The following is a 15,539-nucleotide window of genomic DNA, read 5'->3' as shown; positions in this document are numbered from 1 at the left end:
CCGGCGGAGAAGGCCGCCCATGCCCCCTTTTTTCTCAGGTTTCTTTTAGCTTTTGCGAATCGAAAGCAGGTTATGCGGAGAAAATGGCTTTTCTGGTTCCATAACAGTCGGTTTTGTGTTATAATAATTTTGTTTCGTATTGATTTTGCAGGCCGGTCGTTTTTGTTCGGGAAAGAACCGGCACTGCACACATGAGCGCGTTTCTTAACTGGCGTCCTTTGGCCTTTCGTCTGTCGCAGATTGACCGCAGTGCGTCATCATAGCCCAGTTTCGGACTTTGTGCTCTGACTGAACTTCAGGCATTCATGTTTATCATAAAATTCGCTTTTCCTGCCAAAAACGGGAAAACAATTTAAACTCGTGACCCTTTAGAGAAAAGGAGCGTTGCCGTCATGCGGATTCTGGGAATCGATCCTGGATATGCCATCGTCGGTTATGGCGCGGTGGAATGTCTCTCCGGAAAGTATCGTCCGCTCACTTATGGGGCGATCCTCACCGAAGCAGAAGAACCGTTTCCCCGCAGATTGGAAACCATCTATCACGACTTGCTGGAAATTCTGGATACTTGGAAGCCGGAAGCCGTTTCGATTGAAAAATTGTTTTTTTACAACAATCAAAAAACAGCGATTAGCGTAGCAGAGGCCCGCGGTGTCATTTTGCTGGCCCTTCAAAAGAAAAACCTTCCCATTTTTGAATACACGCCGCTCCAGGTTAAAGTCGCGGTGACCGGATACGGCGGAGCCGGAAAACTGCAGGTTATGGAAATGACCCGGCGGCTTTTGCACTTAAAAGAAATTCCGCGGCCGGACGATGCGGCGGATGCGCTTGCGATGGCAATTTGCCATGGACAGTCAGCCGTTGCGCTGCGTCGGCGGAGCAGCTTTTTAGGAGGAAATTAACGGATGTTTTACAGTATTCGGGGCGTCCTGACCCATATGGAACCGGGCATCACCGTGATCGAGTGCGGCGGCGTCGGATTTAAATGCCTGACCAGTCTCTCCACACAGCGTGCGATGCCGAAACTCGGAGAGGCGGCAACACTGTTTACAAGCCTGAATGTCCGGGAAGATGCACTCGATTTATTCGGGTTTGCAACGCGGGCAGAGCAAAACTGCTTCCGGCTTTTAACTGCCATCAGCGGCGTCGGTCCAAAAGCCGCACTGGCTGTTCTTTCGGAGCTGACTCCGGAACAGGTCGCACTTGCCGCCGCTGCTGGCGACAGCAAGGCTTTCACCCGCGCTTCTGGCGTCGGCCCAAAGCTTGCACAAAGAATCGTTTTGGAACTGAAAGATAAGGCCGGAAAACTTGCCGCAGCACAGGAGAATCTTGCGCCGGGCGTTTCCGCCGCTGTCTCCGTCTCCGCTTCGTCGGGTGCGGCAGAAGCGGTCAGCGCGCTGACTGTACTTGGATATACGCCTTCCGAGGCCGCAGCCGCAGTCGGCAAACTCGACAGCAGCCTGCCGGTTGAAGAGCTGATTCGCCTTTCGCTTCGTTCGATGATGCAAAAAAACTGAGTGCGAACCATCTGTAGGCGTTTTTAACAAAGGCTTGCAAAAGGAATCTGAAAAGTGAGGGAAAACCGTTATGGCATATACCGGGCATACGGATTTTGGGTTGGAAGAACAGGGCGATGCCTTTGATTTTGAAAACCGGATTACGGATCCGACGTCCTTACCGGATGATCTGGAAACAGAAAACCCACTGCGTCCTAGGTCTCTTTCCGAGTATATTGGGCAGGAAAAAGCCAAAGAAAATCTCGCAGTTTTTATTGAGGCTGCAAAAATCCGCGGAGAAGCGCTCGACCACGTCCTGCTTTACGGACCGCCGGGACTTGGAAAAACAACACTTGCCGGCATTATTGCCAATGAACTGCACGTAAACTTTCGCGTAACAAGCGGTCCTGCAATTGAACGTCCGGGGGATCTTGCGGCGCTTCTGACCAATTTAAACGCCGGGGACGTCCTGTTTATCGACGAGGTGCATCGTCTTTCCCGCAGTGTGGAAGAGATTCTCTATCCGGCGATGGAAGATTTTGCGCTGGACATCATCAACGGCAAGGGGCAGATGGCCGCCTCTTATCACCTGCCGCTGCCACGCTTCACACTGGTCGGCGCAACCACCCGGGCCGGACAGCTTACCGCGCCGCTCCGGGATCGTTTTGGCGTTGTGCTGCGCCTGGAGCTTTACACGCCGCAGGAGCTTGCAAAAATCATTACCCGGAGCGCCAAAATCCTTGGAATTGAAATTGAAGCGGACGGTGCGCTGGAAATCGCCTCGCGTTCCCGCGGAACCCCGCGAATTGCGAACCGGCTGTTAAAACGGGTGCGTGATTTTGCACAGGTCATCAGCAACGGAGTCATAACTTTGCAGAGTGCGCGCATAGGTCTGGATCGGTTGGAAATTGATGAGTTGGGTCTGGATTCCGGAGACCGGCGAATGCTGCGTGCACTCATTGAATTTTATCATGGCGGTCCGGTCGGGATCGAAACACTTGCTGCGGCAATCGGCGAAGAGGCCGTGACGCTTGAAGATGTTGTCGAACCGTATCTGATGCAAATCGGATTTTTAAGCCGGACGCCGCGCGGACGCTGCGCGACAGCTTCTGCGTATCTGCATCTGGGCATGCAGCCGCCGAATACGGACGGCCAACAAAAATTATTTTGACGGATAATGGGGGCTTTTAACGATGGGGAGATTATTTGGAACAGACGGCGTTCGCGGTGTGGCAAATCGGGAGCTCACCTGTGAACTCGCTATGCAGGTCGGACGCGCCGCAGCCATGGTACTGACAGACGGCACTTACCGCAGGCCGAAAATTTTAATCGGCAAGGATACGCGTCTTTCTTCCGATATGCTGGAAAATGCTCTGACAGCCGGACTTTGCAGCGTCGGCGCCAATGTCATGCAGCTTGGCGTCGTACCGACGCCGGCAGTTGCTTATCTTGTCGGAAAATATAAGGCGGACGCGGGCATTATGATTTCCGCTTCGCACAATCCGTTTGAATTCAACGGCATCAAAATTTTCAGCGGCGACGGCTACAAGCTTCCCGATGCCCTGGAAGAGCGAATTGAAGCCATTGTTTTGGATCATGAAGCACAGCCGCTTTGCCGGGTCGGCGGGGAAATCGGCCGCGTAGAATCCGCCCCGGATGTTGTGCGCGACTATGTCGACCACATTAAGAGCACCGTTCCCTTTGCACTCGGCGGGATGAAAGTCGCCTTTGACTGTGCAAACGGATCCGCCTCCCGCACTGCAAAACTGTTATTTACGGAACTCGGTGCAGAATGCCATATGCTCAGCGACACGCCGGATGGTGTCAACATCAATACCGCATGCGGTTCTACCCACATGGAGGTGCTGATGGACTATGTACGCACACACCATCTTGACGCCGGCATCGCCTTTGACGGAGACGCGGACCGTTGTCTGGCCGTTGACGAAAACGGCAACCTGATTGACGGAGACGTCCTGATGGCAATCTGTTCTCTCGATATGAAATCCCGCGGAAAGCTGGAAAAAGACGCGGCTGTCGGCACCATCATGTCCAATCTGGGCTTCATTCGCTTCTGTGAAAAAAATGGGATCAAATTTGCCGCAACCAAGGTCGGCGACCGCTATGTCCTGGAGGAAATGCTGCTGGAACGCTACAACTTTGGCGGCGAACAGAGCGGCCACATCATTTTCCACGATTTTGCCACTACGGGAGACGGGCAGCTCACCGCTGCACAGCTTCTCTGCATTTTACGGCGCCGGGAGGCAAAGCTGTCCAGTCTGGCATCCGTCATGGAAAAATACCCGCAGGTTCTCGTAAACATACACGTTGCGCCGGATGGAAAACTGCGTTTCTACACGGATCCGCATGTCAAAATGGCTATTGAAGAGGCAGAAGCAACCCTCGGGGACGAGGGGCGTATCGTCGTTCGTCCGTCCGGCACAGAACCCCTCCTGCGCGTTATGGTTGAGGGCCGCGACAATGCATCCATTCACGAAATCGCGGAAACGGTTGCCGAAACGCTCCGGGAACGTCTCGGCGGAAATTCCTGACGTTGGGTTTTATCGGTCGGTTGCAAACAGCTTCCCTGTCAAATCCGTCGGCTAAGCCGGCGGATTTGTGATTTTCTGCAGTTTTACCATCCGATAAAAGTAGGGGTTGGTAACACAAGCGCGTTAACGCTTGCATATCGAGCGGTCTGCAAAACGCCCCTGCGCTTTTGCGGCAAAGCCTATACTGCTTTGTTTGATTCTTTCGGGACAACCTGACCCGGTACAAAACGCAAGCGCGCCTCCCGTCTTTCTCTGCCGACGATTTCGGTGGTGTTCAAATTTTTGCAAACTTGGACGCTACAGGTCCTTGCAGCTATGTTTTTTTATGGCATCGGAAGGTTGCGGGCCGACACGGTCTTTACAGTCTCGACGGTTCGCAAAACGCGGCCGAGTCCCCGGTCGCAGGGAACGTTTGCTGCGGTTTTTTTGTTTCTCCGGTTCTCTTGCTTTCAACTTGCTTTGATGCTATACTGAATAAAAATTTGCACGTAGGACTCCATGCAGGGCGAAGGCTCTGTTCCTTTACACTGAGGGCAGCCGGAAGGCATACGCTCTTTTGGATTCACAGGAGGATTTTCATGAAAGATTTTTGCGCAATTGTATCCGGCGGCACATTTTCCCCACTCGATGAAATTGAAAACGCCGCTTTTGTGATCGCCTGCGATAAAGGCTATGCTTACGCAGCCCAGGGCGGCATTGTTCCGGACCTTTTCGTCGGTGACTGCGACTCTTATACAGGATCTCTTCCGGAAGCGATTCCCTCTCTGGAGCTGCCAAAAGAAAAGGATGATACCGATACGATGGCGGCAATCCGTTATGCAGTCCAGCATGGATATCGGGAGATCGTTCTCTATTGTGCGCTGGGAGGCCGCCTCGATCATCTTTTAGGCAACATTCAGGCTGCCGCGTTCGCGGTAAAACACGGTGCACGGGTAAAAATTACGGATCAAAACAATACGCTATACCTGATACAAAATGCCGAAATCACGTTTCCGAAACGTCCAGGATTTTCGTTATCCATGCTCTCCGTGACAGACACCTGCACGCAGGTAACCATCCGCGGCGCCAAATACCCGCTTCAGGATGCAACCATCTCCAACACCTTTCCTATCGGCGTCAGCAACGAGTGGGAATCGGATTCTGTGGAAATCTGTGTCGGCAGCGGCATCCTCATGCTGATCTTTTCGAAAATGGACCATGAAGCGTAATTCTTTTTTGCGGAAAGAACACGGAAGCCCCGAAATGGCATCTGCCATCTCGGGGCTTTGTTTTTTGGATTCTTAGATCGGCACACAACCCTGTTAATGGTTTGCAGCACGATAAATTTCATAAACGTCCTCTTCGGAAAGCCGTTTAAAGAATCCGGTCTTTCCGCCGGTTTTGCTCGTGCAGGCATGCGCAAGCGCGTGGAGCGTTTCGTCAGTCTGCACGCCGATTCCCAGTTCCGTAAAGCAAACCGGTGCATGAATGCGCTGGAAATATGCAACCGTTGCATCAATGGCCGCAACTGCTGCCTCTTCCGGGGTGGATTTTTGGATTCCCCAGACGCGCTCTCCATAGCACGCAAACCGTTCCGGCTCTTCTCTGTAGACTGCCTTGGCCCAGGAACCCCATACCGCCGACAAGCTTGCACCGTGTGCGACGTCAAAACGCGCGCTGAGTTCATGGCCGAGCTTGTGCGTTGAGAAGTCCGTCTGCGCGCCCAGACCGGTCATCCGGTTGTGGGAAATGCTGCCGCACCACATCAGTTCGCTCATTGCCTCGTAATTGTGATGATCCTTTGCGGCAATTGCGCCGTTTTTAAACGCCGTCCGCAAAACTGCTTCTGCGATGGCATCTGTCAGTTCGTTGTTTTTCGTATGCGTAAAATACCGGTCCAGCGTATGCATCAGGATATCTGTGATGCCGCAGGTTACCTGAAAATCAGAAAGCGTAAACGTCAATTCCGGATCCATAAAGGCAAGTTTCGGCACATTAAAGTCCGTGGAAAGCCCGCGCTTTTCGCCGGTCTCTTCATTGGTAAGGACGGCCGAGTCGCTCGTTTCACTTCCGGCTGCCGGAATGGTCAAAACCGCACCAACCGGAAGGCTGCGCGTAAGCGGAACCTTTTTCAGCCAGAATTCCCAAATATCTGTTTCCGGGTTCGCAGCGCCATGCGCAATCGCTTTCGCGGTATCAATCGCACTGCCGCCGCCCACCGCCAAAATAAAATCGCTCTGGAAACTTCGCGCTTTCTGAACGCCTTCCCGTGCATGGGAAACCACCGGATTCGGCTTTGCGCCGCCAAAGGATGCATGTGCAATTCCCGCAGCATCCAGGTTTTCTTCCATCCGCTGCAGCAGACCGCTTTTGCGTACGCTTCCCCCGCCGAACACCAGCAGCACGCGCTTCGCGCCATAGCACAAAAGCTCTTTGGCGACCTGGTTTTCCGCACCTTTTCCAAATACAATTTTGCACGGTGAATAGTACTCAAAATTCTGCATACAAGGTTCCCCTTTCAAATTTTAATCGTTTCCGGGCTTTCGTTCAAAATAAGCCTGCGGATGGCCGCAAACCGGACAGACTGCCGGTGCACTTTCTCCGACATGAAGGTGTCCGCAATTTCGGCAAACCCAGACGACCGGTTTTCCGTCCTTTTCTTCGAACACCACGTCTTGCTGCACCATTTGCAGGAGCTTCCGATAGCGCGTTTCGTGGGATTTCTCAATTTCCGCTACCAGACGCATCTGCGCCGCGATTCTATGGAAGCCTTCTTCCTCCGCAGTTTTCGCAAACGCCTGATACATCTCTGTCCACTCGTACTGCTCTCCGTCCGCTGCATCCGAGAGGTTTAGATCTGTCTTCGGAATCTCTCCATCGTGCAGCAGTGTAAACCAGAGTTTGGCGTGTGCTCTTTCGTTATTGGCAGTCTCTTCAAAAATGGCCGCAATCTGTTCATAGCCATCTTTGCGCGCCCGCGCGGCATAATACGTATATTTATTTCTGGCCTGTGATTCTCCTGCAAATGCTGCCATCAAATTGGCTTCTGTCTTGCTTCCTTTGAGTTCCATTCATAGAACCTCCTTGATTGTTTTTGGGTTTCCTAACCATTAGTATGAGTGGATCCGCCCAAAAATATAAAAGAGGCCAGCCAAAAATAACGTTTGCTGAAAATCAGACGTTAAAACGGAACAGCACCACGTCGCCGTCCTGCATCACATATTCTTTGCCCTCGGAACGAACCAGGCCCTTTTCCTTGGCGGCAGCAATGCTTCCGCACGCAATCAGAACGTCAAACGGAACCACTTCAGCCCGGATAAATCCCCGTTCAAAATCGCTATGGATCTTACCGGCCGCCTGCGGCGCTTTCGTTCCCTTGGTGATCGTCCAGGCGCGCACCTCCGGCTTGCCCGCCGTAAGATAGGAAATCAGGCCCAAAAGCGAATAGCATTCCCGAATCAGCCGATCCAGACCGGACTCTGAAAGCCCGATATCCGAAAGGAACATGGTCTTTTCTTCCGGATCCATCCCCGCAATCTCCGCTTCCAGTTCTGCGCAGATTGGCAGTACGCCGGCGTGTTCCTGCGCCGCAACCGACTGCACCACGGCGTAATACGGATTCTCCGCAATTCCATTTTTGAAGTCAGATTCATCCATGTTTGCCGCATAGATAACCGGTTTATTGGTCAGCAGAGAAATCCCGGAAAGGATCTCGCGCTCTTCTTCTGTACATTCGACGCTTCTCGCCGGCCGGCCGGCATCCAGCGCAGCGCGAACCCGCTCCAGGAATTCACATTCCTCTGCATATTTTTTATCTGCCTTGATCATTTTCTTGGTTTTATCAATCCGGCGATCCAAAACCTCCATATCCGAGAGGATCAGCTCCAGATTGATGGTTTCAATATCGCGCGCCGGATCGATGCTGCCCTCGACATGCACGATATCGTCATTCAAAAAGCACCGGACCACGTGGACAATGGCGTCCACTTCCCGGATGTTCGCGAGAAACTTATTTCCTAGACCTTCCCCTTTGGAAGCACCGCGCACCAAGCCTGCGATATCGACGAATTCAATGGTGGCTGGTGTGTACTTTTCCGGCTGATAAAGCTCCGCCAGCTTGTCCAGGCGCGGATCCGGAACCGCAACAACACCGACATTCGGCTCTATTGTGCAAAACGGATAGTTGGCCGACTGCGCGCCGGCATTTGTGATTGCGTTAAAGAGCGTGCTTTTGCCGACATTCGGCAGCCCGACGATACCTAATTTCATATGGTTTGACATCTCCTTAAAAGGTTCTGTGTCCTGAAAAATTGGGGGGTTCTGTGCCGCTTTCTCAGGAAGCGGCCGCTGATTTTCTGATTCGTACAAAAGACCTCTGGTTTCCCGGTATCACGCGACGGCGAAACGGCCCTATGCAACATCTAATTATAACAGAAAGGCATGATTCTCTCAAGCTGTTTTTTGAATTTATGCGTCAAACGCACCCGAAAAAACGACGCTGCAAAACAGGAGGGATTTTGGTATCCGCCGGCATCACACGCCCAAATACTGCATCCGAATTTTGGCGCCACGGATATGATCCTGCAAAAAGCAATCCGCAAAAACAATCAGTTCTTCCGGCGTGCGTTCGATCTCGCCTAAAAGCCAGCTTTCCAGAACGCCGGCAAAAGCCACTACATAGACATGCGTCATCAAAGCGATATCTTCCGCTGTAACGCCGGCGCGGGCAATGCCGACAGCTTCGCTGATCTGTTCCACAGTCCGGTGAATGATGGCATGGATATCCGCCTCAAAAAACCGTTTGAGATCATCGCGGCCCACGGATTTCAGCGCGCAAAGGCAGACCGCCCGGTTTTCCTCAAGATACCGAAAAAGCTGCAGAAGTCCTTCCTGCCACAGCAGCGTGCCCTCATGCTGGCGCAATGTGGATACGGCCTCTTCTTGGAACATCCAGCGCATCAGGTCGTAAATATCCGCAAAATGGCAATAAAAATTTTGACGCCGGATGCCGCAGCATTCCGTGAGGTCGTGGATGGTAATCTTATCCATCGGCTTTTGCGCCATCCATTTCTTCAGAGCCGCAGCAAGCGCCTGTTTCGTTTGGTCGGCCGCTGCATGGATTCGTTTTTCCATCGGGAATCCCCCTACAAGTTGATTGTACCACAGAAGCCGGATTTTTTCAGCATACAGTTTTCGTATCCGCTTCCGTGTGACATTCATTGTTCCTTTGACTCTTGTTTTTTGAAATACAATACGATAAACTGACGATAGTCTGAAAAAGGAGGTCAAAGCACGGTGCAGCAATACGAAATTATTTTGGAGAGCCAGCTTGGCCAGCGCTACGGAACCCTCGTCTGGCAGGAGAACGCCGCCGGCCAAATTACAGGGATTTTCTCTCTTATGGGAATAGATAATCCGATCAGCGGACAAAAAGATGGACAGCGCCTCTCCTTTTCTCATGATCTGCGCACAGCGGTCAGTGTTTTAAACTGCCATACTGTTTTGACGCTTTGCGGAGACAGTCTCTATGGCACCGTTTCCTCGGAACGCAGCGTGATGAAAATAAGCGGGAAAAAATCCACTGAACCGCTTTCACTGGAGTAGCAGAAAAAACAGCGCATCAAATCACTGGAAGGAGGATCTCCCATGCCGCAAAAAACCGCTGCCAAAAACAGCTTTATGGTGAAGCTCGCCACGTTTATTGTGGATAAACGAAATCTTTTTTTCCTGTTGACCGTTATTTTACTGATTTTTTCAGGGCTTTCGCGAAATTGGGTCGAAGTAGAAAACGATTTGACCTATTACCTTCCCGACTCTTCCGACACCAAACAGGCGCTAAGCGTAATGGAAGATCAATTTATCACTTATGGCACTGCGGAAGTCATGGTCGCAAACATCACCTATGAGGAAGCCGAAGCGCTCAAAAAAAGCTGACAGAAGTCAAAGGCGTCCAGAGTGTTGCCTTTGATGAAACCTCCAGCCACTACAGCCGCTCTTCTGCACTCTTCTCCGTGACATTCGACTATGATGAGACCGACGACAGCTGCCTGGAATCGCTGGAAGCGATAAAATCCTTATTCGGGGAAGAAGATCTGTTTATCTCGACGGACCTCGGCAACACCCTGCAGGATACCATTGCTTCAGAGGTCAGCGTCATCATGGTATACGTCGCCATTATTGTCATCGTGGTATTGATTCTGACCTCCCAGACCTATGGTGAAGTGCCGGTTCTGCTTTTGACCTTCGTCACGGCTATGATTCTCAACCAGGGCAGTAACTTTCTCCTGGGAAAAATCTCCTTTGTTTCCAACTCCGTTACCAGTATTCTGCAGCTGGCGCTATCGCTCGATTACGCTGTAATTCTCTGCAATCATTTTAAGGAAGAGCGGGAAACCCTGCCGGTTCGCGATGCTGCCATCACCGCACTGAGCAAGGCCATTCCCGAAATCAGCGCCAGTTCCCTGACGACCGTCGGCGGTCTTGCAGCGATGCTGTTTATGCAGTTCAAAATCGGGCCGGATATGGGCATCTGTCTGATTAAAGCCATTTTGTACGCCCTCTTATCCGTCTTTATTGTTATGCCGGGGCTTTTGGTTCTGTTTGGGCCACTGATTGAAAAAACGCGGCACAAAAATTTCATTCCCAAAATCTCTTTTATCGGAAAGTGGGATTATGCAACCCGCTTCTTTGTTCCGGTTATTTTTGCCGCGCTTTTAGTGTTTGGCATCTATTTCTCCGGGAAATGCCCCTATGCCTACGGATACAGCTCTTTGCACACGCCAAAACTCAATGAAACGCAAATTGCAAAGCAGCAAATTGACGATACGTTTCCCTCCTCGAACATGTTGGCGCTGGTGGTGCCCGCAGGAGATTACGAAAAAGAAGCCAAGCTGCTGCAGGAGCTGGCCGGCTTCGACGAAATTGACCACTCCATGGGACTTTCCAATGTGGAGGCCATGGACGGCTATATGCTGGCCGATAAGCTGACGCCGCGGCAATTTTCAGAGATTGCCGATCTGGATTATGAGATGGCCTGCATTCTCTATGCAGCCTACGCCACAGAACAGGGAGATTACGGCAAGCTTGCCGGCAACATTGCGTCTTATAAAGTCCCTCTGATGGATATGTTCCTGTTTGTCTGCGATCAGGTAGACGCCGGAATTGTATCGTTAAGCGAAGAACAAACCCGAACGCTCACAGACGCCAAAAGCCAGATTGAAAGCGCCAAAGCCCAGCTGCAGGGAAATAAATACAGCCGGATGCTGCTGTACTTAACGCTTCCGAAAAGCGGAGAGGAAACCTATCACTTTATCGATACGCTCCACGAAACGGCTGCGTGTTATTATCCTGACGGCAACGTTTATATTGCCGGGGACTCCACCAATGAGTACGATTTTCAAAAATCGTTCGCGCGTGACAATACCGTTGTCAGTATTGTGTCGCTGCTCATTGTCCTGGTTGTCCTGCTGTTTACGTTTAAATCCGCCGGGATGCCGCTTCTGCTCATTCTGGTCATTCAGGGCAGTATCTGGATCAATTTCTCTATTCCGTTCTTCACCGGAACCGGGCTTTTCTTCATGAGTTATCTGGTGGTCAGCTCGATTCAGATGGGCGCAAACATCGACTATGCCATCGTCATCGCCAGCCGTTATCAGGAGCTCAAAGGCAAAATGGATCATAAAACATCGATCACCGAAACGCTGAATTTCGCATTTCCGACCGTCCTGACCTCCGGCGCCATTCTCGCCGTAGCCGGAACGCTCATTGGACAAATGACCTCCGAAGCAGCCATCGCCGGCATCGGGCAAAGTCTCGGACGCGGCACCATTATTTCCATGTTCCTGGTGCTCTTTGTCCTTCCGCAGATTCTGCTGATCGGCAGCAAAATTGTCGACAAAACCTCCTTTGCGGTTCCGCATGTGATCCGTAAAAAAGAAGCCAGCGGACGCGTATACGTGGACGGCATGGTCAGCGGCGAAATTCACGGTACAGTCAGCGGCATGATGCGGGCAAGCGTAGAGGGCGATGTCGATCTGAGCTTAATCTCCGGCAAAATTAGAGAAGATGAGGCTTTTGAAAATTCACAAAAGGAGGGAACTGGCGATGAAGCATAACGTGACCATTCGGCTTATCTCTGTCCTGTTGACGCTGCTCCTGCTCCTGCCAGTCTCCCCCACCGTATTGGCAGCGGAAAACCGGGTCTCCATCGGAACATTGGAGGAACTCGCCGATTTTGCGAAACGCTGTTCTTCCGATGCCTATTCCAAGGGACTATCCGTCGTTTTAACTGCGGATCTCGACGCCGCAGGCGCTGAACTATCCATTCCAATTTTTCTCGGCACTTTTGACGGGCAAGGACACTGCATCACCGGCCTGCAACTGACACAAAGCAATTCTCCTTCCGGACTGTTCAGCCGGATAGAAGCCGGTGCAGTAGTAAAAAATCTCTCTGTAGAGGGGAAAATCCAACCCGCCGGAACCCAACGCTCGGTCGGCGGTATTGTCGGAGAAAACAGCGGAACACTTGAAAGCTGTAATTTCTCCGGTGTTGTCCTCGGAAGCGACGACGTCGGCGACATCGCCGGCCGCAACGAAACTGGCGGCAGCATCACAAACTGCACGGTTTCGGGAATTATGCGCGGCACGCAGTTCACCGGCGGCATCGTCGGGGAAAACGCAGGCACCATTCTGCGCTGCACCAGCGCGGCTTCTGTAAATACAACGGTCACGGAAGAGGACATCAGCGCCGCCGAACTGGGAAATCCGGAAAATACGCTTTACAGCATTCTCAAAAAAGAGGAAGCCACCGAAACCGCTGTCACAACAGACACCGGCGGCATTGCGGGCTATTCCACGGGCATTGTGCAAAGCTGCACCAACACCGGCGCTGTCGGCTATCCGCACGTCGGTTACAATGTCGGCGGTATTGCAGGCCGTCAAAACGGATATCTGGCAAGCTGCGTCAATCGCGGATTTGTCCAGGGCCGCAAGGATGTCGGCGGAATCATCGGCCAGATGGCGCCGGACGTTACGCTGCAATTTTCTTCAGACGGACTCGACGAACTGCAGACACGCATTGACCGCACGCTGGACGACACACAATCTGCTTCCGACGGGATTACGGATCGAATTTCCAACATCTCCGATTATGCCGGAAGCGCCCGGGAAAGTGCGTTTGCCATCACAGAGCAAGCGGAAAGTTTTGTGAATGACAACCTGTCCGCTGTCAACGATACGCTGCTTCTGGCGGAACGGTATCTCGATCAATCTGCACCGATTATGGAGGACTTGTCGGCGGCATCCGAAAACGCAGCGGAAGCTGTTCGGGCGTTCCGGGAACTTTGGGCGCAAATGGACGACCTTGCGGAGGATAGCGACCAGCTTCTCTCCCAGCTTCAGGACTTCTGCACGGAGATCAAAGCCACCTGCGATGCGCTGGAAACCGCGATGGACCGTCTGGAAAACGCCTTTTCTCTGCTGAAAAAGGGTCACGCCAAACCGGACACCCAACCGCTCCGGAACGATCTTGCCGCTTTGCGGGAGGCAGCAGACACATTGGAAACTGCTGTCAGCAGAGCGCTGGAGGAGCTTGAAGCCGGCGGCACCCTAACGCCGGAAACCAGGGCGCAGATTCGGACAGCTGTGGCAGCCGTGCTTGACGGATATGTCGCTGTGCTGCGCGACGCTGCAGACTTGATTGTCAACACCGATCGGGGCGCGTTGCGGGATGAAAATCTGGAAACGATTCGGCAGGTTGCAACCGAATTATCCGCCGCCATGCAGGCCTTTGCTTCCGGCGTTTCGCACTTTGGAAACGCGATGGAACATCTCGGAGAAGTGCTGCAAACCATGCGTTCTCTGGCGTTTGAACTGGAACCGATCCTGGCGGACCTGGACGCGGTGCTGGCTCCGGTACAGCAAGCATCCGCTGCCCTGGCGGATGCATTCTCCGGCATTGCGCAGTGGGCAAGTTCGCTTTCAAAAGAGGAGCCGATTTCCTTCTCCCCGCTAAGCTCTGATTTTGACGCCGCTTCAAGCGCGCTGAATTCGTCGCTCGGCGGAATCGGCAATGAACTTTCGGCGCTGAATCAGGAACTCAGCAGTGCAAATGCGTCTCTTCTTTCCGATATCCGCGCCATCAACAATCAGTTCATGAAGGTTATGAACCTTTTCCTCAATCTGCTCAACGGTACGCAGGATCTGGATTACACTGATCTTTTTGAGGACGTTTCTGAAAAAAGCCTGCAAAGCGCAACGCGCGGCAAGGCGCTGGAGTGCATCAATTACGGAGAAGTCTGCGCCGACCGCAACGTCGGCGAAATTGCGGGTTCCATGGCGATTGAATATGATCTTGATCCGGAGGACGATCTGCTTTCCTCTGACAACCGTTCTCTGCATTTCACATACCAAACCAAAGCCATCCTGCTCGACTGCAAGAACTACGGTTCGGTTACCGCTAAAAAAAGCTGTGCGGGCGGAATTGCCGGCCGGATGGATCTGGGCACCATTTCCGGGTGCGGCGGATGGGGCGACACTTCCAGTGAAAGCGGAGACTATGTGGGCGGCGTGGCCGGGCTGTCGCTCTCCTCGATCCGGGACAGCGACGCAAAATGTACGCTTTCCGGCGGAAAATATGTCGGCGGGATCGCAGGATCCGGCAACCGCGTTTCCGACTGTTTATCCATGGTTGCCATCGCAGACTGCACCCAGTTTGGCGGCGCGGTAGCGGGTGAAATCACCGGGGAATGCAGCAAAAACCAGTTTGTTTCCGATGATTTGGCCGGTATTGACCGGGTTAGCCTTTCCGGCCAGGCGGAGCCGATTTCCTATTCGGCGCTCTGCAAGAAAAAAGGCATTTCAAAGGAGTTTCGAACGCTGACGCTAAGCTTTGTGGCGGACGGCAAAACTTTGAAAGAACAGGAGTTCCAATATGGGGATTCCTTTTCAGCTGACTGTTATCCCGCACCGCCCGAAAAAGATGGATGTTTTGTCCGTTGGGATCGAACGAATCTGACGCAGCTGCATTTTGATACGGTCGTAACGGCAACTTATGAACCTTATGTCACAACCCTTGCTTCCGCGTCCACACAGGATGGGCACGCTTCCCTGCTTGTGGAAGGAACCTTTTCTGCGGATGACAAACTGCAGGCTAGTTTGGAACCGGCGCCGGCATCCTTTTCCGAAACCGCTCTGGAAACCTGGAAGCTTCGAATTCCAGAGGACGGTCAAAAATCGCACACCGTACGCTGGAGGCTTCCAAACGATGGGAAATTTGCGGTTTATACCGGCGGAGAAGATGCGTGGACAAAAGTTTCGAGCAATGTCATTGGAAGCTATCTCTGCTTTGAGCTGGAAAACAGCGACCAGTTTACTGTGATCTCCGTATCTTCCGCTATGCGGTGGGTCTGGGTTGCCCTTGCAGGCGGCGTCGCAATCCTCGGCATCTTGTTTTTTATTGGAATACGGCGCAGAAAGAATCGCACAACCAAACGGAAACACGGTTAAAAACGTATTT

At 52.4% G+C, this 15,539-nt stretch carries 13 protein-coding genes; 9 read left to right on the top strand and 4 right to left on the bottom strand.

Features of this window, described 5'->3' with window-relative positions; translation table 11 throughout:
• The first annotated feature begins 392 nt into the window (after positions 1–392).
• From ruvC to IAG03_RS08915, 5 genes are all read left to right on the top strand, one after another.
• Entirely contained in the window at positions 393–899 is a 507-nt protein-coding gene (gene ruvC, locus IAG03_RS08935) for a crossover junction endodeoxyribonuclease RuvC (protein ID WP_249319778.1), read from the top strand.
• A gap of 3 nt (positions 900–902) precedes the next feature.
• Positions 903–1,514, top strand: a complete 612-nt coding sequence (gene ruvA / locus IAG03_RS08930; protein ID WP_249319777.1) for a Holliday junction branch migration protein RuvA — start codon at positions 903–905, stop codon at positions 1,512–1,514.
• A 70-nt stretch (positions 1,515–1,584) separates the two neighbouring features.
• Complete coding sequence (gene ruvB, locus IAG03_RS08925) at positions 1,585–2,664, top strand: Holliday junction branch migration DNA helicase RuvB (RefSeq protein WP_249319776.1); 1,080 nt, start codon at positions 1,585–1,587, stop codon at positions 2,662–2,664.
• A gap of 22 nt (positions 2,665–2,686) precedes the next feature.
• Entirely contained in the window at positions 2,687–4,045 is a 1,359-nt protein-coding gene (gene glmM / locus IAG03_RS08920) for a phosphoglucosamine mutase (RefSeq protein ID WP_249319775.1), read from the top strand.
• Positions 4,046–4,623: 578 nt separating this feature from the next.
• On the top strand, positions 4,624–5,253 hold the full coding sequence (locus IAG03_RS08915) for a thiamine diphosphokinase (protein WP_249319774.1): 630 nt from the start codon (positions 4,624–4,626) through the stop codon (positions 5,251–5,253).
• A 93-nt stretch (positions 5,254–5,346) separates the two neighbouring features.
• Here IAG03_RS08915 and IAG03_RS08910 read toward each other — a convergent pair whose 3' ends face one another.
• The 4 genes from IAG03_RS08910 to IAG03_RS08895 form a co-directional block, all read right to left on the bottom strand.
• Positions 5,347–6,528, bottom strand: coding sequence for an iron-containing alcohol dehydrogenase (locus IAG03_RS08910; protein WP_249319773.1), 1,182 nt, complete (start codon positions 6,526–6,528; stop codon positions 5,347–5,349).
• A 21-nt stretch (positions 6,529–6,549) separates the two neighbouring features.
• On the bottom strand, positions 6,550–7,095 hold the full coding sequence (gene rbr / locus IAG03_RS08905) for a rubrerythrin (RefSeq protein WP_249319772.1): 546 nt from the start codon (positions 7,093–7,095) through the stop codon (positions 6,550–6,552).
• Positions 7,096–7,198: 103 nt separating this feature from the next.
• Complete coding sequence (ychF, locus tag IAG03_RS08900; protein ID WP_249319771.1) at positions 7,199–8,293, bottom strand: redox-regulated ATPase YchF; 1,095 nt, start codon at positions 8,291–8,293, stop codon at positions 7,199–7,201.
• A 264-nt stretch (positions 8,294–8,557) separates the two neighbouring features.
• Positions 8,558–9,157, bottom strand: a complete 600-nt coding sequence (locus IAG03_RS08895) for a TetR-like C-terminal domain-containing protein (protein ID WP_249319770.1) — start codon at positions 9,155–9,157, stop codon at positions 8,558–8,560.
• 162 nt (positions 9,158–9,319) lie between these two features.
• Between IAG03_RS08895 and IAG03_RS08890 the strand changes: the two genes are divergently transcribed.
• The 4 genes from IAG03_RS08890 to IAG03_RS08875 all read left to right on the top strand — a co-directional run bounded on the left by IAG03_RS08890 (position 9,320) and on the right by IAG03_RS08875 (position 15,529).
• Entirely contained in the window at positions 9,320–9,628 is a 309-nt protein-coding gene (locus tag IAG03_RS08890; RefSeq protein ID WP_249319769.1) for a hypothetical protein, read from the top strand.
• A gap of 42 nt (positions 9,629–9,670) precedes the next feature.
• Positions 9,671–9,958: a hypothetical protein gene (locus tag IAG03_RS08885; RefSeq protein WP_249319768.1), complete on the top strand. Its 288-nt coding sequence runs from the start codon at positions 9,671–9,673 to the stop codon at positions 9,956–9,958.
• 77 nt (positions 9,959–10,035) lie between these two features.
• Positions 10,036–12,138 (top strand): MMPL family transporter, encoded by a 2,103-nt coding sequence (locus tag IAG03_RS08880; RefSeq protein WP_249319767.1) that lies wholly within the window; start codon positions 10,036–10,038, stop codon positions 12,136–12,138.
• Positions 12,128–15,529 carry a coiled-coil domain-containing protein gene (locus tag IAG03_RS08875; protein ID WP_249319766.1) on the top strand — a complete coding sequence of 1,134 codons (3,402 nt, stop codon included), beginning with the start codon at positions 12,128–12,130 and terminating at the stop codon, positions 15,527–15,529. The genes IAG03_RS08880 and IAG03_RS08875 overlap by 11 nt, the downstream gene beginning before the upstream one ends.
• Positions 15,530–15,539: the final 10 nt, after the last annotated feature.

Source organism: Yeguia hominis, assembly GCF_014384705.1.
In the GTDB taxonomy this organism is placed as follows: domain Bacteria; phylum Bacillota; class Clostridia; order Oscillospirales; family Acutalibacteraceae; genus Yeguia; species Yeguia hominis.
The sequence above is the reverse complement of the archived record's forward strand: the minus strand, read 5'-3'. Positions and strand labels throughout refer to the sequence as shown.

Excerpts from the sequence above, each read along its gene's own strand:
- ruvC (WP_249319778.1), top strand. The coding sequence starts at position 393 with ATGCGGATTCTGGGAATCGATCCTGGATATGCCATCGTCGGTTATGGC.
- ruvA (WP_249319777.1), top strand. The coding sequence starts at position 903 with ATGTTTTACAGTATTCGGGGCGTCCTGACCCATATGGAACCGGGCATC.
- ruvB (WP_249319776.1), top strand. The coding sequence starts at position 1,585 with ATGGCATATACCGGGCATACGGATTTTGGGTTGGAAGAACAGGGCGAT.
- glmM (WP_249319775.1), top strand. The coding sequence starts at position 2,687 with ATGGGGAGATTATTTGGAACAGACGGCGTTCGCGGTGTGGCAAATCGG.
- IAG03_RS08915 (WP_249319774.1), top strand. The coding sequence starts at position 4,624 with ATGAAAGATTTTTGCGCAATTGTATCCGGCGGCACATTTTCCCCACTC.
- IAG03_RS08910 (WP_249319773.1), bottom strand. The coding sequence starts at position 6,528 with ATGCAGAATTTTGAGTACTATTCACCGTGCAAAATTGTATTTGGAAAA.
- rbr (WP_249319772.1), bottom strand. The coding sequence starts at position 7,095 with ATGGAACTCAAAGGAAGCAAGACAGAAGCCAATTTGATGGCAGCATTT.
- ychF (WP_249319771.1), bottom strand. The coding sequence starts at position 8,293 with ATGAAATTAGGTATCGTCGGGCTGCCGAATGTCGGCAAAAGCACGCTC.
- IAG03_RS08895 (WP_249319770.1), bottom strand. The coding sequence starts at position 9,157 with ATGGAAAAACGAATCCATGCAGCGGCCGACCAAACGAAACAGGCGCTT.
- IAG03_RS08885 (WP_249319768.1), top strand. The coding sequence starts at position 9,671 with ATGCCGCAAAAAACCGCTGCCAAAAACAGCTTTATGGTGAAGCTCGCC.
- IAG03_RS08875 (WP_249319766.1), top strand. The coding sequence starts at position 12,128 with ATGAAGCATAACGTGACCATTCGGCTTATCTCTGTCCTGTTGACGCTG.